Raw genomic sequence first — 23,908 nt, 5'->3', positions numbered from 1 at the left:
AACAAAAAAGGAGCTGAATATTCAGCTCCTTTCGTTTTGCTAAGGCTTAATAGAGATGTCTTAGCTATGCAGTCCCAAGTTAAGGGAGATTAGAAGTTCGCAGTGCGCGGTGCACGTGGGAAAGGGATAACATCACGAATGTTGTTCACGCCCGTCACGTAAGACACTAAACGCTCAAACCCTAGACCAAAACCTGCATGTGGCACTGTGCCATAACGGCGCATATCACGGTACCACCAGTAATCTTCTTGGTTCAGATCCATTTCGGCTAGACGCATATCTAGCACGTCTAAACGCTCTTCACGTTGAGAGCCACCGATGATCTCACCGATACCTGGGGCTAACACGTCCATCGCGGCAACAGTTTTACCGTCATCGTTTAAGCGCATGTAGAAGGCTTTGATATCTTTTGGATAGTTCTTCACTACCACGGGGGCTTTGAAGTGTTCTTCGGCTAAGTAACGCTCATGCTCAGAAGATAAATCGATACCCCAAGACACAGGGAACTCGAAGGTTCTGCCACAGTTTTGCAGAATTTCAACCGCATCCGTGTAATCCACTTGAGCAAAATCGCTTGAAACGAAAGATTGCAGACGGTCGATCACAGTCTTATCAACGTGTTGGGCGAAGAAGGTTAAATCGTCCATACGCTCAGTCAATACGGCATTGAACGCGTATTTCAACATAGCTTCGGCAAGGCCTGCGATGTCGTTTAAGTTAGCGAAGGCGACTTCAGGCTCAACCATCCAGAATTCCGCTAAGTGGCGGCTGGTGTTTGAGTTTTCAGCACGGAAAGTCGGGCCAAAGGTATACACTTTTGACAGTGCACAGGCGTAGGTTTCAGCATTCAATTGGCCAGATACGGTCAGGAAAGCTTCTTTACCGAAGAAATCTTTATCGTAATCGACTTTACCCGCTTCAGTACGCGGCAGGTTTTCCATATCTAAGGTCGATACGCGGAACATCTCACCGGCGCCTTCGCAATCTGATGCTGTGATAAGTGGGGTCGATACCCAAATAAAGCCTTCTTCGTGGTAGAAGCGGTGAATCGCTTGAGATAGACAGTTACGTACGCGAGCAACGGCACCAATAATGTTAGTGCGTGGGCGTAAGTGCGCTAATTCGCGTAAATGTTCAATTGAGTGACGCTTAGCGGCCATTGGGTAAGTGTCTGGATCATCAACCCAGCCAGCGACTTCAAGTTCAGTCACTTGCAGCTCAAATGCTTGGCCTGCACCAGGAGATTCCACCACGTCGCCTGTCATTACAACAGAGCAACCCGCAGTCAGCTTTAACACTTCGTTGTCGTAATTATCTAAGCTATTGGGCACGACACCTTGGATAGGATTAAAGCAAGAGCCGTCGTAAACAGCTAAAAAAGAGATGCCGGCTTTAGAGTCACGACGGGTTCTGACCCAGCCACGCACTGTGACTTTAGAACCGACGGCGTGCTCACCTTTAAATACAGATGCGACAGATGCAATGCTCATTGTTGCTTAATTCTCCAACGAAACGTTTTATATGAAAATTTTGGAGGTTTATATTACCTTGCTGGTGGCTTTTCTCAAGCTGAAAAAGGTATCCTGAGGTTAATAATATCGATATTGAGCGATATAGTGAGTTAAACGGCGGGAGGCGGTATGAGCAAGACTAGAATATTTCAAATTATCCTTGCGACCTTATCCATTTTAGGCTGGGTACTGGCTGTTTATGCGTTATCAGTATTCAGTGATGCAAGGCCTGAACGCGAAATTGGCGCGTTATTTTCCCGTGGCGCGACATTTAGAGTCCATTGGGATCCACATGAAACCCAACTATTGCAGTATTTGATTTGGGTTTGTGGCGGTATTAGTTTGGTCAGTTTAGCGTTTAACTATTATGTCGCCCACCATAGCCGAATGGGATATTGGTTTAATATTCCCATGTTGCTGTTAACTTCGATTGTCGCTGGTTTGTATATCCACTTGGTGGTCTAAGCTAGCCAGTTGGCTTTTAACGGTTTAGCAATGGCAAGTGAAGTTAGAGGATATCGGCAGGAATGCTTAACTGGCGGCACAGATGGTCGATAATCGCGGCAGTCGCACCCCAGATAAACCGTTGTTGATAGGGAATAAAATGCACGCTGTAATAGCGCCCTTGGCGTAAAAAGCGTTTTTGGTGGCGATTATTCGGTTCAATAAAAAAACTTAATGGCACGGTAAAGCAATCGGCGACCTCACCGGGATCGAGTTTTAAATCAAATGCCTGCTTGATAATGCCTATCACAGGGGTGATTTCAAACCCTGTGAAGGTATTGTGGGCTGGAAACGTGCCCACCACCTCGACGTTATGCCTTGAGAGTCCAATTTCCTCTTCTGCTTCCCTTAACGCTGCCGCAATCGCATCAATATCATAGGGCTCAATTTTACCGCCGGGGAAACTGATCTGCCCCGGATGGGCGCGCAGATGCATAGGTCTTTGGGTCAAAATTAGATTCAGCTCACCGTTCATCTCCAGCAGTGGGATTAACACTGCGGCTTTGCGTAATCCAAGGTGAGGGAAGGCCGCCGGATCTTGCCGCGCTAACGGGTGCAGATTAAATCTGAGTCTAAATTCCGCTTGATCCATCGACGTTCTCGTGACTGTTTAGTATTAAAGCTTACGGCTTTTGTGACGTAGCGCCAAGCAAAGGTAAAATACGGCTGATCTTATCAAAGGTTTCTTGGTACTCGGCATCCACTTCAGAATCCGCCACTATGCCGCCGCCAGCCCAGCAATAGAGTTTGCCCTGTTCGGCCACAATAGTGCGAATGGTGATGCTGGTATCCATTTGGCCGTCTTGGCTGATATAACCCATAGAACCACAATAAAGGCTGCGCCGTGAAGGTTCGAGCTCTTCGATAATTTCCATGGCACGAATTTTCGGTGCGCCGGTAATCGAGCCGCCGGGGAACGCCGCGCGCAGTAAATCACTCGCCGTGAATCGGCTATCAAGCTTGGCCGTCACCGTACTGACTAAGTGATGCACGGCAGGAAAGCTTTCAATCTCAAACAGATGCGGTACACGTACTGAGCCTGCCGCCGCCACTTTGCCGATATCATTACGCAGTAAATCGACAATCATGACATTTTCGGCGCGATCTTTTGGTGAGTTTGCCAGTGTATTGGCGGCTTTCACATCCAGTGCGGGATCGGTATGACGCGGCAGTGTGCCTTTGATGGGTTTGGTTTGAATATCGTCACCGCGAAGCTGAATAAAGCGCTCGGGTGAAATCGACAAAATCGTGTTTTGCGGCAGACGCATAAAGGCCGAGAAGGGCGCTTTATTGGCATTGCGCAGTTGGCTATAGGCCGACCACTCATCGCCTTGATAATGGGCTTCGAATCTTTGGGTTAAATTTATTTGATAGCAATCACCGCTGTGTAAATAGGCTTGAACTGCTGCAAATTTTGCCGTGTATTGGGCTTTGTCTATCTGTGCTGTCCATGGGCTAGTAAGCACAAATGTGGCAGAATTTGGCTTTTTGGTGATTTTATCTTGAATTCTATTCAACTCAATGTCGAGGGCTGCTTCACCTAAATAATGCAGTAAATGCCAACACTGTGCTTGGTAATCAAAAACTAACGCCCAGTCGTAAAAGCCGATGTTCATCTCTGGCAGTTGAATATCTTGCTTGGCCGTTATCGGCAGGGATTCAATTCTGCGGCCTAAATCGTAGCTAAAGCTGCCCATTGCGCCACCACTAAAGGGCAGAACGCAATCAAAAGATTTTGAATACCAATGGGTTAATAAAGTGTTGAGTAACTCGAAGGGATCACGGTTTGGGTCTATTGCCTCGGGTAAGCTCAAGCTCGTATCGATGAGCTTTATATCGCTACGCTCGCCCTGAGTCACTAACGTTGCGATAGGATTGGCGCAAATGATGTCGAATCTGGCGTCTTGATGCGGCGCGTTCGCCGAATCTAACAGAATTGCCCAAGTGTCATTTGCAAAGTGCTCGAACAGTGCTGCGGTACTTAATGTCCAGTCAAGTTGGCGTGATGCAAGCTGTTTTGACGCCCTAATTGCCATCGATTAACCCTATTCAAAATGTGATGTAGCCCAAAAAGATGTGAAAGAGTATCATATTGGCCCAGAAAGAATTAAACAAAAACAAGTTAGGCCGCAAAGGCTGCTGGAGCGCTCCTACTATGTCATCTCACCATAAAATGTCTGAAACTTCTGTGATTAAACAAGCCGACTTTATTGAAAGTGTGGCGGATGCTTTGCAATACATTTCTTATTACCACCCGAAGGATTTTGTTGATGCCATGAGCCAAGCTTATGAGCGTGAACAAAGTGCGGCGGCGAAGGATGCAATTGCCCAGATCTTAATTAACTCGCGTATGTCGGCCGAAGGTAAGCGTCCTCTGTGTCAAGACACTGGGATTGTGACCACTTTCGTGAAAGTGGGCATGGGTGTCCAATGGGACAAAACCGATATGACGATTCAGGAAATGGTCGACGAAGGTGTTCGTCGTGCCTATACCAATCCTGATAACCCACTGCGCGCATCAATAGTGTCAGATCCTGCGGGCAGCCGTAAAAATACCAAAGATAACACGCCATCTGTGGTGCATATCGACATGGTGCCAGGCAACCATATCGAAGTGGCGATTGCGGCTAAAGGTGGCGGCAGTGAAAACAAAGCTAAGATGGTGATGTTAAATCCATCAGATGATATCGCCGCTTGGGTAGAAAAAACGCTACCGACCATGGGTGCGGGCTGGTGTCCACCGGGTATGCTGGGTATAGGCATCGGCGGCACGGCGGAAAAAGCGGCCGTATTAGCCAAAGAAGCGCTGATGGAAAGTGTAGATATCCATGAGTTGATGGCCCGTGGCGCGCAAACGACCGAAGAAAAGCTGCGTTTAGACATTTTTGAGCGCGCGAACAATTTAGGCATAGGTGCGCAAGGTCTTGGCGGGTTAACCACAGTGTTAGACGTTAAAATCAAATCGGCGCCAACCCACGCGGCGTCAAAGCCAGTGGTGATGATCCCGAACTGCGCGGCTACACGCCACGTACATTTCCATTTAGATGGCTCAGGTCCAGCTGAATTGACGCCACCATCATTGGCAGATTGGCCAGAAATTACCCGTGAAGTGGGTGATGATGTGCGCCGCGTTAACTTAGATACTGTGACTCAAGCGGATATCGAGCAGTGGCAGAGCGGTGAAACCATTCTGCTGAGCGGTAAAATGCTCACAGGTCGCGATGCTGCCCATAAGCGCATTCAAAGCCTGATTGAAAGCGGTGAAGGTCTGCCAGAAGGCGTGGACTTTACCGGTAAGTTTATTTACTATGTTGGCCCAGTTGATCCAGTGGGTACTGAAGTTGTCGGCCCTGCGGGCCCAACCACAGCAACTCGTATGGATAAATTCACTGACTTAATGTTAGAGAAAACTGGCTTGATGGGCATGATAGGTAAAGCTGAGCGCGGCCCTGCGACAGTTGAATCAATCAAAAAACACAAAGCGGTATATCTGATGGCCGTTGGCGGCGCTGCGTATTTAGTGTCTAAAGCGATTAAACATTCTCGCGTCGTGGCCTTTGCTGATTTGGGCATGGAAGCGATTTACGAGTTTGATGTGCAAGATATGCCAGTGACTGTGGCTGTGGATTCAAACGGTGTGAACGCCCATGAAACTGGCCCTGCAATTTGGAAAGTGAATATTGCTAACGCGAAAGCGTAAAGGTTGGGATGCAGCGGATTGAACTTGATGGCTTTTTAAGCAAAATAGCTTAAGTTTGAGTTCTGATATCTGTTCTTTAGGTAAAACGTTGCGCCACTGACATTTTGTCACAAAAAAATACGCTCAGGTTCGCCATTTGGCTTGCCTGAGCGTTTTTGTTTCGATAGTGTGGCAAGCTTATCTTCGAAAGATACGATCTCAGATCGTTTTTAACATTCGTGCGGTTGCAACTCAGTAGAACTATTGCAATTTCAATAGAACTCTTGCAATGATTGGCGCAACTATCGAACCAGTTTAACCAAAGACGGACATAACAATGAAAATAGCTCCTCTCCTATTGGCGCTCGGCGCTGCAGGACTGGCGTTATCAGCCCAAGCGGCCGATCCAACGCCTTTTACTGTGCAACAACTCATTAAACTCAATAAGATGCACTCTGCGACTGTGTCCCACGATGGCACTAAATTAGTTTATGGTCTTAAAACGGTAAACGATAAGGGAGAGGCCAGCTCGGATCTGTATCTATTAGATTTGATAGACACGAAGGCGAAACCACTGCAATTGACCTCTGCCACGGGCACAGAGCACGATGTGAGCTTCGCCAATGACGACAAGTCGATTTATTTCCTTGCTAGTCGCAGTGGTTCAAGCCAGTTATTTCAACTGCCATTAACGGGCGGTGAAGCGGTACAAGTTTCTGATTTACCTTTGGATATTGATGGCTACAAATTATCAAATGACGGTAAACAAGTTGTACTTAGCATGCGTGTATTCCCCGAGTGTAAGGATTTAGCCTGCTCAAAGGATAAATTTACCGCCGAAGCTGAGCGTAAATCGACTGGCCGTGAATACAAGCAGTTAATGGTTCGCCATTGGGATACGTGGGAAGACCACGCCCGTAATCATTTATTTGTGGGTGCGGTAAACGGTGAGAAACTGACTAAAGTGGTTGATGTGACTCAAGGTTTAGACACTGAAACGCCGCCAAAACCTTTCTCGGGTATGGAAGAAGTGACCTTCACCCCAGACGGTAAGTTTGTGGTTTATAGCGCGAAAGCTCCCAGCAAAGATCAAGCTTGGACCACTAACTATGATTTGTGGCAAGTGCCAGTGACAGGCGGCACCGCAACCAACTTAACCAAAGACAATCTTGCATGGGATGCGCAGCCAACATTTTCGAGCGATGGTCGTTACATGGCCTATTTAGCAATGAAAAAACCGGGTTTTGAAGCAGATCGCTACGGCATTATGTTGCGCGATACTAGCACAGGCCAAACCAAAGAAGTGGCGCCATTATGGGATCGCAGCCCAAGCTCACTGATGTTTGCTCCTGACAATCGTACTTTGTATGTGACGGCACAAGACCTAGGTCAAGTCTCTATTTTCCAAGTGAATACCCAATTTGGCGATGTGCGTTCTGTCTACAGTGATGGCACGAACAGTTTAATTGCGGTCACTAACGAACAACTGATTTTCGATAGCAAAACCTTAGTTGAACCGGGCGATCTCTATAGCATTACAACTGAAGGTGAAGGGCTTAAACGTCTGACCGAAGTGAATAAAGACAAATTGGCCGAGATCAAGTTTGGTAAGTTTGAACAGTTCAGCTTTAAAGGTTGGAATAACGAGGACGTTTACGGTTACTGGATCAAACCAGCTAACTTCCAAGAAGGGAAAAAATACCCAATTGCCTATCTCGTTCACGGTGGGCCGCAAGGTTCATTTGGTAATGCCTTCAGTGGTCGTTGGAATGCCCAATTATGGGCGGGTGCGGGTTATGGCGTTGTCATGGTGGATTTCCACGGCTCTACCGGTTACGGCCAAGCCTTTACGGATTCAATCAGCCAAGATTGGGGTGGTAAGCCATTAGAAGATCTACAAAAAGGTCTAGCGGCGGTGAGCCAGCAACAAAAATGGCTCGATCCGCAAAACACCTGTGCGCTCGGCGGTTCTTACGGCGGCTACATGATGAACTGGATCCAAGGTAACTGGAACGACGGTTTCAAGTGCTTAGTTAACCACGCGGGTCTGTTCGATATGCGTTCTATGTATTACGTGACCGAAGAAGTGTGGTTCGCAGAGCATGAGTTTGGCGGCACTTATTCAGATAACAAAGCGTTATATGAGAAGTTTAACCCCGTGAATTATGTTGAAAACTGGAAAACACCCATGCTGGTTATCCACGGTGAGAAGGATTTCCGCGTCCCTTATGGTCAAGGTTTAGCGGCATTCAGTTTTATGCAGCGTAAAGGGATCCCATCAGAGTTATTGATTTTCCCTGATGAAAACCATTGGGTCTTAAAACCTGAAAACTTAGAGCAATGGTATGCTAATGTCTTCGGTTGGATGGACCGCTGGACTAAGCAATAACGACCCGTGCGTTTATGGGCTTTGCACCGACGAAAGCCCATAGAAGCAAGGCTCGCCCGATAGGGTTATCATCGGCGAGTTGACTATTAGAGTGTTTTAAGCGGAGCGCTTTAAATAAGCTAAGCGTTTTCAATTAAGTGCACTTTGTTCAGCGTTTTAACAAAGCCAGAACTCTGTTCTGGCTTTTTATTATGTCATGAAATGTTTTTAATCAAGGAGTTAAGATGAACATTCGAGCCGCAACCTTAACTGACATCCCTGAAATAAGCGTATTGCTCACTCAATTAACTCAAGAATTTATCGCCCCAACTTGCACTGCAGAGGGGGCTACAATCTTAGTTAATGCCATGTCGATAGAAGCGATTGGTAGCTACTTTGCTATGGGTTATCAGTACCATGTTGCCATAACTGACTCGGGCCAACTCGCTGGCGTAGTGGGGATGAAGGCGAATAGCCACTTGTACCATCTTTTTGTCGCCTCCTATGCACAGGGGCAAGGCGTGGCGAGAATGCTGTGGGAACATGCCAAAGCTCAATGTTTAGCCCAAGGCAATCCGGGGGTGTTTACCGTGAACTCGGCGCTGAATGCGCAGGCTGTGTACTTAGGCTTTGGCTTTGTGCCTCTTGGACCCGAGCGAGAACGCGGCGGGATCCGTGATATTCCCATGCAGCTATTGCTTTAGGTTGACTGTACTCATTTATCATCCGAACACGAGCACTATCACTCGACTGAATAGTAATTCAACGAAAAAGCTTGAACGAAAGCACTAGGGTGCAAAGAACTTGAATAAAAAGAACTTTACCGAATAGAACTAAAAATAGAGGAATTATGGCAAATTTAACATTTTATCCCATCGGCACCGTAGGCGAAAAATGGGGCGAGGCTGAAAAAGCTGCATGGCTTGCAAGCGCCAAAATCAAGCGTTCGTATCAGGACGATGTCGTGACGCCACTCAAGGCGATGGAAGCAGCACTCTTAGCACTTGGGCTTACCGTTGTGCAATATGGCGCCTTGTCGATAAATGCGGAGCGTTACCCATTATTTGCGGTAAAAAGCCAGCAGTTTGATCCACAAAAGCCAACCGTGCTCGTGACTGGTGGCGTGCACGGTTACGAAACCAGCGGTGTTCATGGTGCCTTGGCATTTTTAGCGGATAAGGTGGCTCATTATGTTGATCGCGTCAATCTTGTGATCGCCGTGTGCGTGAGTCCTTGGGGTTACGAAACCATCAACCGTTGGAACCCTAAGGCTATCGATCCTAATCGTTCATTTTATGCCAACAGCCCTGCAGAAGAATCGGCGGCCTTGATGGCTCTAGTTGCTTCAGTTGAGCAAGGTTTTGATGTGCATGTGGACTTACATGAAACCACGGATTCCGATGAATTAGAATTTCGTCCAGCACTTTGCGCCCGTGATGGTAAGGAGTACGTCAAAGGAACTATCCCAGATGGTTTTTATGCTGTGGGTGATACCGAAAACTCAATGGATGCCTTTCAGAAAGCCATTATTGATGGTGTGAGTAAAGTGACGCACATTGCTCCTGCCGATGAGAAAGGCGAGATCATTGGCTCGACTGTGGTGCAGCACGGGGTGATTAACTATCCGCTTAAGTCATTAGGGCTTTGCAGCAGTGTCACTGGCTGTATCTATAACACAACGACAGAAGTGTACCCAGATAGCCCAACGGCCACGCCAGCTGAGTGTAATTTGGCGCAGGTTGCGGCAATCACTAGTGCCATCGATTATGTGCTGGCGCAGCGTTAGTCGTAGTTTGTTGTGATGCTCAGCTAAGTGGTGATTAGCTTAGTGATCGTAAGTTGAGTGATGCCCCGTTGAGCTAGCGGCTAGTGAAGTGATTTTACGTTCGTGTTGTTAACGCATCGATTCAGTCACTCATTAACTAGGTAAGCCACGGAACATCACGCAGTAAAAAGCCCTCATTCGAGGGCTTTTTCATTTATATCGCGCTGTGTTTATTTAGCACGCGCTTAGCATAGTTAGGTGATTACCTAGTTGTTGTCGCTATAGTCACGGCCATAATAGCTATCGAGGAACAGTTGTTTCAGCTCGTTAATCAATGGGTAACGTGGGTTGGCACCGGTACATTGATCATCGAACGCATCTTCGGCTAATTCATCTAACTTGGCGAGGAAGTCGGCTTCGTTGACACCGGCTTCTTGGATAGAAGCAGGAATGCCAATCGTCTTCTTGAGGTGTGTGATTTTCTCAAGCAATTTTTCGACTTTTTCTTCATCCGTCTTTCCGCCTAGTTTCAAGTGATCTGCGATGGCAGCATAACGGCACAGGGCTTTTGGCCTGTCGTATTGGCTAAAGGCCGCTTGCTTAGTGGGCAGATCCGTTGCGTTAAAGCGTATTACGTTGTTGATCAGCAGCGCATTGGCTAGGCCATGGGCGAGATGGAACTCGGCGCCCAGTTTGTGTGCCATTGAGTGGCAAATCCCAAGGAAAGCGTTAGCAAAGGCGATACCCGCAATAGTGGCGCCATTGTGGACCTTTTCACGGGCGACAGGTGATTGTGAACCCAAGTTGTAGGCATCGGGTAAATATTTGCACAGTAAGTCGAGGGCTTGTAGCGCTTGGCCATCACTGTACTCATTCGCCATCACGCTGACATAGGCTTCCAATGCATGGGTCACCGCATCTATGCCACCAAAGGCGGTGAGGGATTTAGGCATGTCCATCACAAGATTTGGATCAACAATCGCCATATTTGGCGTAAGTTGATAGTCGGCAATCGGGTATTTTTTACCTGTTATTTCGTCTGTCACTACCGCAAAAGGTGTGACTTCTGAACCTGTACCTGAGGTAGTTGGAATTGCCACCATCATGGCTTTGGTGCCCATTTTAGGGAATTTGTAGATACGTTTACGAATGTCCATAAAGCGCAATGCTAGATCGGCAAAATCCACATCTGGATGCTCGTACATTACCCAAATAATCTTAGCCGCATCCATTGGTGAGCCGCCGCCGAGCGCAATTATCACATCGGGTTTAAAGCTTTGAGCGACCTTAGCGCCTTGACGGACTATGGCTAATGTGGGGTCGGCTTCAACATCGTAAAAAATTTCGGTTTCAAGGCCTTGGGCTTTTAAAATCCGCATGGTTTCATCGCAATAACCGTGATTGAACAAAAATCTGTCTGTGATGATTAAGGCGCGTTTTTTATCGCTCAGTTCTTCGAGCGCGATGGGCAAACTACCGCGGCGGAAATAGATAGATGCAGGAAGCTTATGCCACAACATGTTTTCGGCCCTCTTAGCGACGGTTTTTTTATTGATCAGATGACTCGGGCCAACGTTTTCTGAAATCGAGTTGCCGCCCCAAGAACCACAACCTAAAGTGAGCGAAGGCGCCAGTTTGAAGTTGTACAGATCGCCAATGCCGCCCTGTGAAGCTGGGGTGTTGATCAAAATACGTGCTGTTTTCATTCTAAAACCAAAGGCATGCACACGTTCTGTTTGGGTATCTTGGTCGGTATAAAGCCCTGATGTGTGGCCAATGCCGCCGAGTGCGACTAAGGCTTCGGCTTTATCCATGGCATCGTTAAAGTCGATGGCGCGGTACATGCCAAGCAGTGGTGATAATTTTTCATGGGCGAAGGCTTCACTGTCGCAAATATCGGTGACTTCACCTATCAACACTTTGGTCCAGTGCGGCACTTCAAAGCCCGCCATTTTCGCGATACTGGCAGCACTTTGGCCAACGATATCAGCATTTAAACCGCCATTTTTCAAAATGACGTGTTGCATCGCCGCGGCTTCATCCTTCGATAGCATATAGCCACCGTGGGTTGCGAAACGCTCTTTAACCTGCTCATAAATACTGTCGACCACAATTACCGCTTGCTCTGACGCACAAACGACGCCGTTATCGAAGGTTTTCGACATGAGAATCGAACTGACCGCGCGTTTGATGTCGGCGGTTTCATCGATAACAATAGGCGTGTTACCCGCACCTACGCCAATCGCGGGTTTACCGGAAGAGTAGGCGGCTTTCACCATGCCTGGGCCACCCGTTGCGAGGATTAAATTCACCTTAGGGTGAGTCATTAATTGATTTGATAGTGCAACGCTGGGTTCATCAATCCAACCAATAATGTCTTTGGGCGCGCCCGCGGCTATGGCAGCATCAAGCACTAATTTTGCTGCAGTTGTGGTCGATATTTTGGCCCTAGGATGTGGCGAGAAGATGATTGCGTTACGGGTTTTAAGGCTGATTAAGGCCTTAAATATCGCGGTCGATGTGGGGTTCGTGGTGGGGACTATGCCACAAATGATGCCTACGGGTTCAGCAATGGTAATAGTACCGAAGGTGACATCTTCAGATAAAATTCCGCAGGTTTTTTCATCTTTGTATTTGTTATAAATGTATTCGGAGGCAAAGTGGTTTTTAATTACTTTGTCTTCAACCACACCCATGCGGGTTTCTGCAGCGGCCATTTTGGCCAGCGAGATACGCGCATCGGCAGCGGCAAGGGCCGCTGCACGGAAAATTTTATCGACTTGCGCTTGGCTGAATGTTGCATACTCGGCTTGTGCTTTCGCCACTCGCTCGACCATGAGATCCAGTTCTTGTGCATTGGTCACTGTCATGATTAATACTCCTAAAAAGATTTAGTGAATCAAGGCATTCACTAAATCCTCTTTATGGTAGAAAATTACACCTAAAGCCACGTTGAAAGTGTGATGTCAACGACAATATCGTGCTTTTATGTAATAAAACTACACTTAGGGTAACTTGTTTGTTTAAAATTGCGCTGAAAATGCATCGGCTTCGATAACTAAATATTATTCGAAGTTGTGATTTAACCTCAAAAATCTCATTTTTCAGTCAATAGCGCTTGAGATACTATACTTGCCCTCAAGCTTATTTTGATGAAGACGGCGTGACACGCACATAAGGATAGTCCCTTGGAGTTAACTCTTTACGTTAAATTTTTTCTTGGCCTCGTTGCCATCATTAATCCGGTTGGCTTGTTGCCTGTGTTTGTGAGCTTAACCAGCCATCAAACGGAGGCTGAGCGGAATCACACGGGTAAAGTAGCGAACTTTGCGGTTGTGGTGATTCTCTTAGTCACGATTGTGGCGGGGCAGCACATTCTGAATATGTTCAGCATTTCGTTATCTGCCTTTAGAATTGCTGGTGGCAGCCTGATTGCCATTATTGCGATGTCAATGTTGCAAGGTAAGTTAGGTGAAGTGAAGCGTAACCAAGAGGAAGACCGCGAATCCTCGGCGATGGAATCTGTGGCGGTTGTGCCTTTGGCTTTGCCACTGATGGCGGGACCTGGCGCTATTAGTTCGGTGATTGTCTTTGCCGCTGAGCATAATTCATTGTCGAACATTATTGCGATGTTCATTACTGTGATAGTGTTTGGTTTAGTAAGTTTTGGCCTGTTTAGAATGGCATCTATCATTTATAAGATCCTCGGCAAAACGGGTATTAACGTGATTACCCGTCTCATGGGACTCTTGATGTTATCTATTGGTATCGAAGTCATTGCGGCTGGTGTGAAGGGGTTATTCCCACAGCTTTTCAGCTAGAGTCATCTTCAGTCACAGATTAAGTGTTCCTTTCTCTAGAAAAACGCATTGGAATTTTCAATGCGTTTTTTATTTCTATCTGATCCTTGTTTGACGTTTCTTAAGTTTGCTCTGCGATTAGCAAAATCTAAACAATTGATGGAATATGGGGGAAATCCTCGTTTATCAGGATATTAGCTCGCGCAATTTCCATAAACCTTAGTCGTCCTACGGTTGATATTATGCTATACCTAGTGTTCGGTATTTGGATCTAAAACTAAGTTTAAAAGGATATTTCTATGAAATGGCAATGGATTGGTAATCTCAGTCTAAAACAAAAATTATTAATGGTTGTCTTGCCTCCACTATTAGCCTGTTTTTTATGTGGCACGCTTTACCTCATTGAAAAATATGAATATAGAAAAGATTTAACCTTAGTAGTGCAATTAAGCGAGCTAGCCGTCACCAACAGTAATTTAGTGCATGAGTTACAAAAAGAGCGCGGCATGAGTGCTGGATTTATTGGCTCAGCAGGAAAAGCGTTTGCGGGTAAAATACCTAGTCAAAGACAATTAACGGATACGCAGCTCGGCCTCTATCAGCGTTTTATCACTGAGAATCATCTTCCGGAGATATTTGCCCCAAAACTTAGAGAGCTAAATGCTCAACTCGGGCGTTTAAATGCAATCCGCTCACAGGTGGATAGTTTAAGTATCAATGTCGCCGATGAAGTCGCCTATTACACTGAGTTAAATAAGTTATTACTGACGATAGTCGATGAAACCGCAAAAACGGGTGCTAATCAAGAAATCGCCATTAAAGCGACGGCTTTTAGTGCTTTTTTGCAATTAAAGGAAAGGGCGGGGATTGAAAGGGCGGTACTCAGCTCAACCTTTGGCCAAGCTGGATTTAAGCCTAAGGTTTATGCCAAATTTATCACTTTGGTTTCGGAGCAAAATACCTATCAAGAGCGTTTTTTAGCGCTAGCAAATTCTGATTTATTATCCTCGTTTAACCGTTTACAGAGTTCAGCTGCAATGCATGACGTTGAGCTGTTACGTCAAATCGCATTCGAGCAAGATAATCAAAAAATCCTGCAACAAAGTCCTGAAGAGTGGTTCAGTAAATCGACCGCGCGGATTGAGCTATTACGTGAGTTTGAACAGCAAGTCTCGGCAGATTTACTTAATACCACCCATGAAAGATTAACATTAGCGAATGAGAAAATGTTCTTAGTGCTCGCGACCTTAATCTCAGTATTGGCGATAGTCTTGATATTGAGTCTATCTGTTATCCGTTATTTGCATGACAGTGTGCATCACTTATATTCGACCATCACGCAAGCCCGTAAACATTACGACTTAAGTGTGCGTCTGACTCACTCTAGCTCCGATGAATTCGGTGAACTCGCCATCGCCTTTAACGATATGATGAGTGATTTTGAAAAGGTGATCTTACATGTACGTTCCAGTGGCGCTAAATTGCAACAAGCTGTGGCGCAAATGGATCTCTGTACCCATGCCATGGAGCAAGATGTGATGGCGGGCCACAGTGAGGCAGAACAAGTGGCCTCCGCTATGACAGAAATGAGTGCAACAGTGGCCGAGATTGCCAGCAATGCAGTGCAGGCATCCGAAGCGTCTTCCGCCGCCAATATAGAGGCTAAAGAAGGCAACCTCGAAGTCGGCCGAACCAGCAAAGCGATCAAAGCGTTAGCCGACGATATTAGTGGAGCTTCTAAAGCCATTAACGATTTAGACCGTGAAATTCACGGCATAGTGGTAGTGCTTGAAGTGATCAGTAGTATTGCTGAGCAAACTAATTTACTCGCGCTTAATGCCGCCATTGAAGCTGCCCGCGCAGGGGAAATGGGCCGCGGTTTTGCTGTAGTTGCAGACGAAGTCCGAAGTTTAGCGCAGCGCTCACAAACCTCGACCTCTGACATTAAAAATATGACAGATAGATTGAAGGCGGGAGCGAGCATTGCAGTAAAAGCCATGGACAGAGGATTAGCTCAGGCTAATAGCAGTGTCCATGAAGCTGAACAGGCAGGTATCGAATTGAAACGTATTGTGGAGCAAGTAGACATTATTGACCGCATGAACGAGCAAATTGCTACAGCAACTCATGAGCAATCGGCGGTATCCGAAGACGTAAATCGTAATGCACTGAAGATCAGTGAGATTTACCTTAATACTCAAAGGATCTCCGATGAGCTTAGGGAGCTGACCAAAGCTCTGACGTTTGACGCGAATTCAATGTCAAAAGAAGTGCACAAATTTACCGTCAATTAACGGTATAAAACGGTGAAAAGATTCAAGAAATCACGGCGGTTTGTTTAGCAATTGTGCAACCGCCTGAAACTGAGTCTTTTTTACTTGACCCCCTTTAGGCTTTTGCGTACAGTACCGCTCCGTTAACGATGAAAGCCTCTCGGCAAGGCTATACAAAATCGTTAGTGATTCTTAAACGTGAAAGATTAACCACGCTAACATAAATCGACATATGGTGAGGTGTCCGAGTGGCCGAAGGAGCACGCCTGGAAAGTGTGTATACGGTAACGTATCGAGGGTTCGACTCCCTCTCTCACCGCCAAATTCTAAGAACCCGATCACATGGTCGGGTTTTTTCATTTCTATCAAAAACTTATTGAATTATAGTTGCTTAATCCAATGGCTAACCAACCTTTGGCACCTTAAGGTGGTACAAAAGGGTGGTACAAAACGATGGCATTTATGATCCAACCTCGCAGAGATCCGAAGTCTGGAATGTGGAAAATCCGCAAGGGTATTCCTGCACATTTACGGCCTTTCTTAGACGGTAAAACAGAGCTTAAAAGAAGTCTTGAAACTAAGGATGCAGCAGAAGCAAAATCTCGGGCATCAGTCATTGTTGCAGAGTTTGAAGCTATCACGGCTAATGCCCAGTTGCGTTATGATAATCAAGAACGAGAGCAGCAAGTTAACCCTGCACAATTAGATGCTATCGTGAGTCATTGGTTCGTTAATGAACGTCAACGACTAAGCCAGCCAGATATCCTCGCTCGATATACCCTAGAGACATCCGATGGCCTTGAAGCGATGGCAGAGTGGTTTAGCGATCCGTTAGAGGCGTTAAATGACGCTGAAGGGACTTTCCACCAGCAATCAGCAGAACAACGCTTCATGAGTCACATGAACGATTTCGTTGATGAAGCTCTCACTCTGTCTCAGTGCCAACTCTTTTCCCATGCCGCTAGGCTGTATCTCTCTGTCAAATTAGCTGAAGCTATTATTAGGCTGTGTAATTCTGCATTTGACCTAGAAGTATATACACGACGGGAGCGAAATAGAGGCTTCGAGCCACTGTTCATGCCACGAAGTGACTTAGGGAATGTGCAGGATTTTGCTGATAACAGTCTTGCTGCACTAGCTGAATCAGGGTTAGAAGTCGTTCCTGATGTTATGGCTACCCGAGGGGATGTCTCAACATCATCTACCGTTTCTCATTTGGTTGAATGGGTTAATACTCAAAAAAGTCTCATCTTAGGAGAGACGGCCTTTAAGTCATGGCAAGCAGACCGCAATCGACCATGCAACAGACTCATCGAGTTTTTCGGCACTAAGCCAATAGGTCAAATCCAAAAGATTGATATGCGTAACTTCTTCAATTGGATCATTCAATGTCCCAGTAAGCCAACACATGATGTCAGAGATCTCTCCTTTAAGAAGCAAATTGAGATAGCAAATAAGCAAGGGTTGGCTCGGGTTAGCATCAATACCGCTGATAAGGAACTTAAGCTTATCTCAGGCTATTTCCAGCAAGCGGTGAAATTGGATATCTTGCCGAAAAACCCGTGTCACCAAGTCTCTCCGGGTAAAGAAGCTGTCAGGACAGTGAGAGATCCGGGCTATTCAAACACTGAGCTATCACAGATTTTTTCCTTACCACTTTTTCTAGCTCGAACAGATGCTCAGAAAGCAAGGTATGGTGAGGCACCTTACTGGTTACCCGCTATCCTAGCCTATACAGGAGCAAGGGCTGAAGAGATTGCTCAACTCTATGTGAAAGACATTAAGCAGGATAAGGACGACCCACAGCTATGGTTTTTCCATATCCAAGAGGTGAGGGACGACCAATCTGTTAAGACGGGTGAATCAAGGAAAGTGCCAGTATGTCGATCTCTCATCGAGTTGGGACTGCTCGATTACTTTCACTCTTTGCCCGTTGATGGCCGCTTGTTTCCGGTACTCAAAGCAAACAATAAGGCTAAGTATCATCTAGCGGTTGCAAGGCACCTCAAAGAGGCGTTTATGACGCTCAATATTGAGCATTATGACACACTCAAACCGCTACATGCGTTCCGCCATCGCTTCATTACAGAGGCAAGGAAGGTGATGCGTGAGGATATTCAAAATGCGATAACAGGGCACTCTAATGCGGGGAATACGGGGCGAAACTATGGCATTTACTCAGAACTGCATCAGGCGATAGATCGGATGCCTGTTATAGATATTCCTAAGTGGTGTTTTTAATTAGTGAAGATACATGAATATTATAAGCTCTTTGCTCTAATTCATAAAAGTTGAATTGGTAGTTGTATACCATTACACGCAGGTCAAAACTGCTTAGTGATTGAGGTCCATTTAAAATTTAACTCAAAAGTATCTAGAAATTCGATGATGGTTCAAGGCGTTATAGAAAGTTCACTAACTTAAGTATTTGCCTAGTTAGGCTGTTTGGTTGCGTATAATCAAGTGTTGTTAGCAAAGTGTAGCTGGCATGTTTATATGATATGCTGCTGAATAAAATAAAGTTCACTGAAGGAGTATTAAGCTTAAATGGATGCAAGTAGAAATTATCAGAATGAAAAGCCTGTAGATACCGATCTCTTCAGCGGACAAGGACATAAACAAGTCGCCGATGCAATTGCCAAGGTTTTACACAGCAATAGTAGCTTGCATATCATAGGGATTGAGGGGAATTTAGGGGCTGGTAAGAGCACTGTCATTAATATCCTAAAACAACAAATTGAAGCCAACGGTTTCCATATAGTGACTTTCGATGCGGACCAATATCATAAGAATCTTAAACCTGCTCTCATAAAAACTATTGAAGTAGAACTAAAGAAAATCCTTGGTAAAAAAAGTACGACTGAACTTCACTCTTTACAGAAAGCGGTTGAAAAAGCACTCGGTCAGCGTCTCGAATACACCAAAGACACAAAAAGTCATATTTCTTTAACCGCTATATTCTTCGGCTTCTTGCTTGCTGTTGCAGCATTGCAGCTACGCCCAGCTCTGACATTTTTGTTCGAGTTCATAAATGGCAAAGATAACCTAAATATAACGTCAGGTATTATATCGTGGGTACTTCTTGCTACGCCAGCTTTGCTTTGGGCTGGCATAAGGTGCCTTAGCTCGAATATCAGCTTAGGTGATTTAGTAAAGCGTAACAGTAAAGATGTAATTAGCGAAACCATTGATATCAATCGAGAAGTTGGAGCCATCGAGTTGAGAGAGGCATTTTCTGCGTTTGTCGAAATTGTCCCTGACGGTAAAACGCTTTTATTAGTGATTGACAACATCGACCGCATTGCACCAGATATCGCTCGTGAACTCTGGAGTGACATAGAAATCTTAACATCATTGGGAAATGAGCGTTTCCGCATTCTACTGCCATACTCTGAAGAGCATCTTGCAAAAGCTCTTGAAAAAAGTTCTGTTGACGAGAGCCAATCTGGCCGAGAATTTATATCTAAACGTATCCCTGTTCCCTTTTCAGCTCCTTGTATTGGTCAAGTAAAATTGGCCACGGTTTTAGAGTCATTCCAATATAAACGTTCTGACTCATTTGGCGTTAACCCACCATTATATTGATGGGGTCTGGTCTCACTGTAATATCCAGTGATGTAATTTGTGATCTCTTTATCTGCTTCTGTAAAATTCCCATAACCACTTACGGGTATCCACTCAGATTTCAAACTTCTAAAGAAACGCTCCATTGGTGCGTTATCCCAACAATTCCCGCGGCGACTCATACTTTGCTCAATCTGAAGACGCCATATTAATTGTCTGAATTTCAAGCTTGTGTAATGCGAACCTTGATCGCTGTGATATATCACATTCTCAGGCTTACCCCTTAACTCAAATGCCATTTTCAAAGCTTTACAGGTCAGCTCACTATCTGGTGATAATGACAAAGCCCATCCAACAGGTTTGCGGGAAAATAAGTCTAAAACAACGGCTAGATAGGCCCAGCGATTACCGACCCAAACATACGTCACGTCGCCACACCACACTTGATCTGGTTGAGTTACTGCAAACTGTCGATTAAGCGTATTGGGGATTGCAACATGCTCTTGTGTCGCTTTCCGATAAGAATGCTTAGGCTGCTGACAGCTTAATAACCCAAGCTTTTTCATTAGATTACGGGCTCGATAACGACTGAGACCAATCCCTTTGTTAGTCACTAATTGCGCTATCGTTCGCGCACCGGCAGAGCCATGACTAATACGATGTGCGGCCTTCACTTCACTGCATAAAATAGTCAAGTCTGTATCAATATGTTCTTTTCTTTTTAGCCAATACTTATAGCTACTTCGATGCACTTTGAATGCATTACAAATTGTGAGAATAGAGTGGCTCTGCTTGAGTGCGCTGATTAGCGTAAATTGTTCATCGAGTCTGACATCAAGAGAGCGGTAGCCTTTTTTAGGATAAGATTGTGCTCCTCAAGACGAGCTATTTGCTTCTTCAGCTCACGGATTTCAATTTGTTCAGGGGTAATCGGAGATGCTTTTGGTGTGCCACCCTGGCGTTCTAGTTTTAACTGTCTCACCCATTTATCCATAGTGGACTTACCTACGTTCATCGCCTTTGCAGCTTCGATGATGCTATGGTTTTTATCGAGGACTAATTGGGCTGCTTCAAGTTTGAATTCAGCACTAAATGTTTTTCTGGTTGTCGATCTCATGTGTTCACCTAAAGTCATCTACGAGGTAATAATATCACCTCTATTTAGGTGGCCAAAATTAGTGTGCCACTACAAACTGAGTTACAGGAAGATTGGGAGCTCATTGAGAGTATTTTGAAATATCAGGGGGGGTACTGGGGGGGGGGCGATGCAATCCGTCAACTGCAATATACAGGAAAAACCTTACCGCAAATTAAGGAAATATTTGCTTCTCTTCATAGTAGCAGTGAGGTATTAGCTGAGCATTTAATTAGTAAAGCAGTGTGTGACAGCAGAGATAGAGATATTGTTCATAAAGAGGTTTCAGCAGATCCAACTTATAGGTCTGCTGTCTATATCATAACAGGGCAGTACCCCTAGTATGTAACGTAAGCATTATGATGCCTATGCACCCAACAGATGCTGATGTTTTTTTCTACTTAAATCGATTACGTCTGCCGGCATAATCGGGAATAGAGCAAACGAAGAATTGAGTCATTAGAGTTAACCATGAAAAAATTTCCGGCCATCTACACTGGCAGAAGAATACCTCTATTCCAAGTTTTATGTGAAAAGCCTAATTACCGTGGCAGTCCTCATCTTTGAGTCGCTTTAGGATGCAGCAGTCGCTGACTTGGTGATTATCACAGGAGACTAAGGATGAGAGAGATGTTTCTAGCTTCGCTAACTCCCGTTGAGTTTGACGTATGTGCTCGAGTTGCTCGGCAATGATTTCATCTACCACGGCGCAGGAATGATGAGGATGTTGTTGGACTTCAACCAACCGACGAATGTCACTCAGAGCAATATTTAGTGCTCGACAGCGACGGATAAAAATCAGTGTCTCTACATCATTCTGAGAGTAGTAGCGGTAACCATTTGCCATCCTCTTAGGGGCGGGGAGCAATCCTTCCTGCTCATAAAAGCGAATTGTTTTTACGGGTATTTGTGAAGCTAATGCCAGTTCACTGATTTTCAACTTGACCCTCCAGTTACTGTAACCTTTAGCCTTGCATCGTATCACTTACTCAACATTCAACGCTATAGGATTGACAAATGCATTTCTTATCGCCTTTAGCCCTCGTTATATTAACCATGGGCACCACTGCAACCTATGAAGTACAGGCCAATACAAAAAACAATCTGCACACAGACGTCTCTCAAACTGAAGATGAGACAACTAATCTGCATGAACATGATGATACCCATGAGCCACAGAGTGATGAACACACAGATGAACATGACGAAGGTATGGAGCGTATTTTGGTTCAATCTACTCGTCTTGGAAGGATTGTTGACGACCAGCCAATAAGAATCGAAGTTGTCACTAGTGAAGAAATTGAAGAAAAAGCCGCTATGCGTCCGGGCAATATTTCTATGCTATTGGCTGAAACAGGTGGGGTTAGAGTGCAAACGACGTCTCCAGCTCTTGGTAGTGCTAATGTAAGATTACAGGGCTTATATGGGCGTTATACTCAACTATTAGCTGATGGCTTACCTCTGTACGGGAATCAAGCCTCATCACTCGGTTTACTTCAAATACCTCCTACGGATTTAGGCCAAGTCGAGGTTATTAAGGGCTCTGCTTCATCCCTTTATGGTGGCTCAGCCTTAGGGGGGGTTATTAATTTGGTTTCTAGAAGACCAGGAGATGAATTTGCTGGCGAGACACTTTTAAATCTGACATCTAAAAATGGCCAAGATTTTACTGGTTACGCAGAGTCTCCACTTAGTGAGAACATCAAAGGCTCAATTACCACGGGAGCTCATTATCAAAGTATCGAAGACATAGATGATGATGGTTGGGCAGATCTTCCAGAGTATGAACGTTATACCTTGAGACCAAGATTATTCATCGAGGGTGAAAACGGTGACAATCTTTATCTTACAGCGGGCTATATGACAGAGAACCGTCGAGGTGGGACACTAAACGGGTATACTGTTGCAGACGGCAATCCCTTTGTTGAAACTCAGAACTCTGAGCGGATGGATGGTGGCATAGTCTACAATCGCCCCGTGGCCGATACTTTGACCTTTAGCACCCGAGCTTCCGCCATGGTGCAAGAACACTTCCATGGCTATGGCGTTGATAACGACAATGACAGGCATGGTAATTACCTGATGGAAGCGAGTCTATCTGGATACCTTGATCGTTTGGATTGGGTCATTGGTGCAGCGTATCAATCAGAAACCTACAGTTCAGATAATTATTCTGAATTTGATTATTCCTTCGATGTGCCGGGACTCTTTGCCCTTGTCGACTATAACTTGACCGAAGACTTAATTGCCTCTGTCAGTGCTCGTATGGATGACCATAGCCAGTACGGTAGTGAGCTTAGCCCACGGTTCTCGCTCTTGTATCGAGCTGATGATTTTACTGTACGAGGCTCATATGGCCGAGGTTATTATGCTCCAACCCCATTTGTGGAAGAAATTGAAGCGGCAGGGTTATCAAGACTTGAGCCTCTAGGGGAGCTCAAAGCAGAAACCGCCAAAACAGCTTCACTGGATTTTACTTACCGCTTCGACGATTTAGAGACGAGTTTAACCTTGTTCGGTTCAGATATTAGCAATGTCACCGAACTTGAAGAATTCACTGTGGGAAATAATGAGACTCCTAACCGAGTCCGTTTAGTCAACGCAGAGGGCGAAAGCCGTATTCGCGGTTCTGAAATGCTACTGCGTTACTATCTTGGCGACCTTAAGCTGACGGCGAGTTATCTATATCTTGACGCTACTGAATCCAGTCAAGATAACACAGCACGTCGAGCTATTGCGTTAACGCCTAAGCATTCCGCTGGATTTGTCGCGATGTGGGAACAACACGGAAACTTTAGAGCAGGATTTGAGGCCTATTACACTGGCATTCAACGTCTAAATGACAATCCTTATCTATTCGAATCGGAACCCTACTGGCACTTAGGCCTAATGGGAGAAATGACATTTGGCCGCTACAGTTGGTTCATCAATCTGGAAAACCTGCTGAATATCAAACAGAGCGATACCCATCCGTTGCTGTTGCCTGAAAGGAGTCCAGCAGGACAATGGACTACCGATATCTGGTCTCGAAATGATGGGTTTATTGCTAATGCAGGAGTCAGGATAAAATTTGGATAAACTGTATGCCTAGGTTTGCTTGCTGGTATTCGGAGTAAACCTAGGGATGAACTTGTAGTTACTTATATCAAGTCACTACATGCTCAAACTTACAGTACTATTTTTTCGATGGGACTTCTTCACTCAAGATTGTATTGGCTTTCGGGCTTAACCTATGTCCCGACGCGAGTTGAGTTATATACGATATTTAATACTTGATTTCAGGTAACATCAGATGCAGTAATCAGTATT

General features: G+C 45.4%; 17 protein-coding genes and 1 tRNA gene. 12 read left to right on the top strand and 6 right to left on the bottom strand.

The annotated features are described in order from the left end of the window. Positions 1 to 89 precede the first annotated feature (89 nt). Positions 90 to 1,490 carry an asparagine--tRNA ligase gene (gene asnS / locus HQQ92_RS10595; protein WP_105252305.1) on the bottom strand — a complete coding sequence of 467 codons (1,401 nt, stop codon included), beginning with the start codon at positions 1,488 to 1,490 and terminating at the stop codon, positions 90 to 92. Between the two features lie 150 nt (positions 1,491 to 1,640). On the opposite strand from asnS, the gene HQQ92_RS10590 reads away from it, so the two are divergent. Further along, positions 1,641 to 1,976: a hypothetical protein gene (locus tag HQQ92_RS10590; protein ID WP_105252306.1), complete on the top strand. Its 336-nt coding sequence runs from the start codon at positions 1,641 to 1,643 to the stop codon at positions 1,974 to 1,976. A 43-nt stretch (positions 1,977 to 2,019) separates the two neighbouring features. On the opposite strand, the gene HQQ92_RS10585 is transcribed toward HQQ92_RS10590, so the two are convergent. After that, entirely contained in the window at positions 2,020 to 2,607 is a 588-nt protein-coding gene (locus HQQ92_RS10585; RefSeq protein ID WP_028760139.1) for a CoA pyrophosphatase, read from the bottom strand. Between the two features lie 31 nt (positions 2,608 to 2,638). Next, on the bottom strand, positions 2,639 to 4,051 hold the full coding sequence (gene pabB, locus HQQ92_RS10580; protein ID WP_173245204.1) for an aminodeoxychorismate synthase component I: 1,413 nt from the start codon (positions 4,049 to 4,051) through the stop codon (positions 2,639 to 2,641). A gap of 119 nt (positions 4,052 to 4,170) precedes the next feature. On the opposite strand from pabB, the gene HQQ92_RS10575 reads away from it, so the two are divergent. From HQQ92_RS10575 to HQQ92_RS10560, 4 genes are all read left to right on the top strand, one after another. Next, on the top strand, positions 4,171 to 5,715 hold the full coding sequence (locus HQQ92_RS10575; protein WP_173248642.1) for a fumarate hydratase: 1,545 nt from the start codon (positions 4,171 to 4,173) through the stop codon (positions 5,713 to 5,715). Between the two features lie 316 nt (positions 5,716 to 6,031). Next, on the top strand, positions 6,032 to 8,083 hold the full coding sequence (locus HQQ92_RS10570; RefSeq protein ID WP_173245201.1) for a S9 family peptidase: 2,052 nt from the start codon (positions 6,032 to 6,034) through the stop codon (positions 8,081 to 8,083). A gap of 224 nt (positions 8,084 to 8,307) precedes the next feature. Next, a complete protein-coding gene (locus HQQ92_RS10565; protein ID WP_173245198.1) occupies positions 8,308 to 8,766 on the top strand; it encodes a GNAT family N-acetyltransferase in 459 nt (152 codons plus the stop codon). Between the two features lie 146 nt (positions 8,767 to 8,912). Next, the gene (locus HQQ92_RS10560) at positions 8,913 to 9,848 is read left to right on the top strand and encodes a M14 family metallocarboxypeptidase (protein WP_168824090.1); all 936 of its coding nucleotides are present in this window, start codon (positions 8,913 to 8,915) and stop codon (positions 9,846 to 9,848) included. A 245-nt stretch (positions 9,849 to 10,093) separates the two neighbouring features. Here HQQ92_RS10560 and adhE read toward each other — a convergent pair whose 3' ends face one another. Beyond that, a complete protein-coding gene (gene adhE / locus HQQ92_RS10555) occupies positions 10,094 to 12,697 on the bottom strand; it encodes a bifunctional acetaldehyde-CoA/alcohol dehydrogenase (protein ID WP_173245195.1) in 2,604 nt (867 codons plus the stop codon). Positions 12,698 to 13,015: 318 nt separating this feature from the next. Here adhE and HQQ92_RS10550 point away from each other — a divergent pair, with 318 nt between their 5' ends. The 5 genes from HQQ92_RS10550 (at position 13,016) to HQQ92_RS10530 (ending at position 19,485) form a co-directional block, all read left to right on the top strand. Then, positions 13,016 to 13,648 carry a YchE family NAAT transporter gene (locus HQQ92_RS10550; RefSeq protein ID WP_006081420.1) on the top strand — a complete coding sequence of 211 codons (633 nt, stop codon included), beginning with the start codon at positions 13,016 to 13,018 and terminating at the stop codon, positions 13,646 to 13,648. A gap of 278 nt (positions 13,649 to 13,926) precedes the next feature. Further along, on the top strand, positions 13,927 to 15,921 hold the full coding sequence (locus HQQ92_RS10545; RefSeq protein ID WP_173245192.1) for a methyl-accepting chemotaxis protein: 1,995 nt from the start codon (positions 13,927 to 13,929) through the stop codon (positions 15,919 to 15,921). Between the two features lie 213 nt (positions 15,922 to 16,134). Then, positions 16,135 to 16,222: transfer RNA gene (locus tag HQQ92_RS10540), tRNA-Ser, on the top strand. 131 nt (positions 16,223 to 16,353) lie between these two features. Then, a complete protein-coding gene (locus HQQ92_RS10535; protein WP_173245189.1) occupies positions 16,354 to 18,141 on the top strand; it encodes a DUF6538 domain-containing protein in 1,788 nt (595 codons plus the stop codon). A 306-nt stretch (positions 18,142 to 18,447) separates the two neighbouring features. Then, complete coding sequence (locus tag HQQ92_RS10530; RefSeq protein WP_173245186.1) at positions 18,448 to 19,485, top strand: P-loop NTPase fold protein; 1,038 nt, start codon at positions 18,448 to 18,450, stop codon at positions 19,483 to 19,485. Here the strand turns inward: HQQ92_RS10530 and HQQ92_RS10525 are convergent. Beyond that, positions 19,404 to 20,581, bottom strand: a protein-coding gene (locus tag HQQ92_RS10525; protein WP_173245183.1) for an IS3-like element ISSba5 family transposase whose coding sequence is annotated in 2 segments (ribosomal slippage) — positions 19,404 to 20,323 and positions 20,323 to 20,581 — 1,179 coding nt in all. Because the reading frame shifts where the segments join, the coding sequence is not laid out codon by codon here. The two genes, HQQ92_RS10530 and HQQ92_RS10525, sit on opposite strands and share 82 nt — an antisense overlap. 63 nt (positions 20,582 to 20,644) lie before the next feature. Between HQQ92_RS10525 and HQQ92_RS10520 the strand changes: the two genes are divergently transcribed. Then, a complete protein-coding gene (locus tag HQQ92_RS10520) occupies positions 20,645 to 20,941 on the top strand; it encodes a hypothetical protein (RefSeq protein WP_173245180.1) in 297 nt (98 codons plus the stop codon). 196 nt (positions 20,942 to 21,137) lie between these two features. On the opposite strand, the gene HQQ92_RS10515 is transcribed toward HQQ92_RS10520, so the two are convergent. Then, entirely contained in the window at positions 21,138 to 21,539 is a 402-nt protein-coding gene (locus HQQ92_RS10515) for a Cd(II)/Pb(II)-responsive transcriptional regulator (protein WP_173245177.1), read from the bottom strand. 77 nt (positions 21,540 to 21,616) lie between these two features. On the opposite strand from HQQ92_RS10515, the gene HQQ92_RS10510 reads away from it, so the two are divergent. After that, positions 21,617 to 23,677, top strand: a complete 2,061-nt coding sequence (locus HQQ92_RS10510) for a TonB-dependent siderophore receptor (protein ID WP_173245174.1) — start codon at positions 21,617 to 21,619, stop codon at positions 23,675 to 23,677. Positions 23,678 to 23,908 lie beyond the last annotated feature (231 nt).

The sequence above is a fragment of the Shewanella sp. DC2-4 genome (assembly GCF_013248875.1).
GTDB classification, from domain to species: domain Bacteria; phylum Pseudomonadota; class Gammaproteobacteria; order Enterobacterales; family Shewanellaceae; genus Shewanella; species Shewanella oncorhynchi.
Note: the sequence above shows the minus strand (reverse complement) of the source record. Positions and strands in the feature narration are given on the sequence as shown.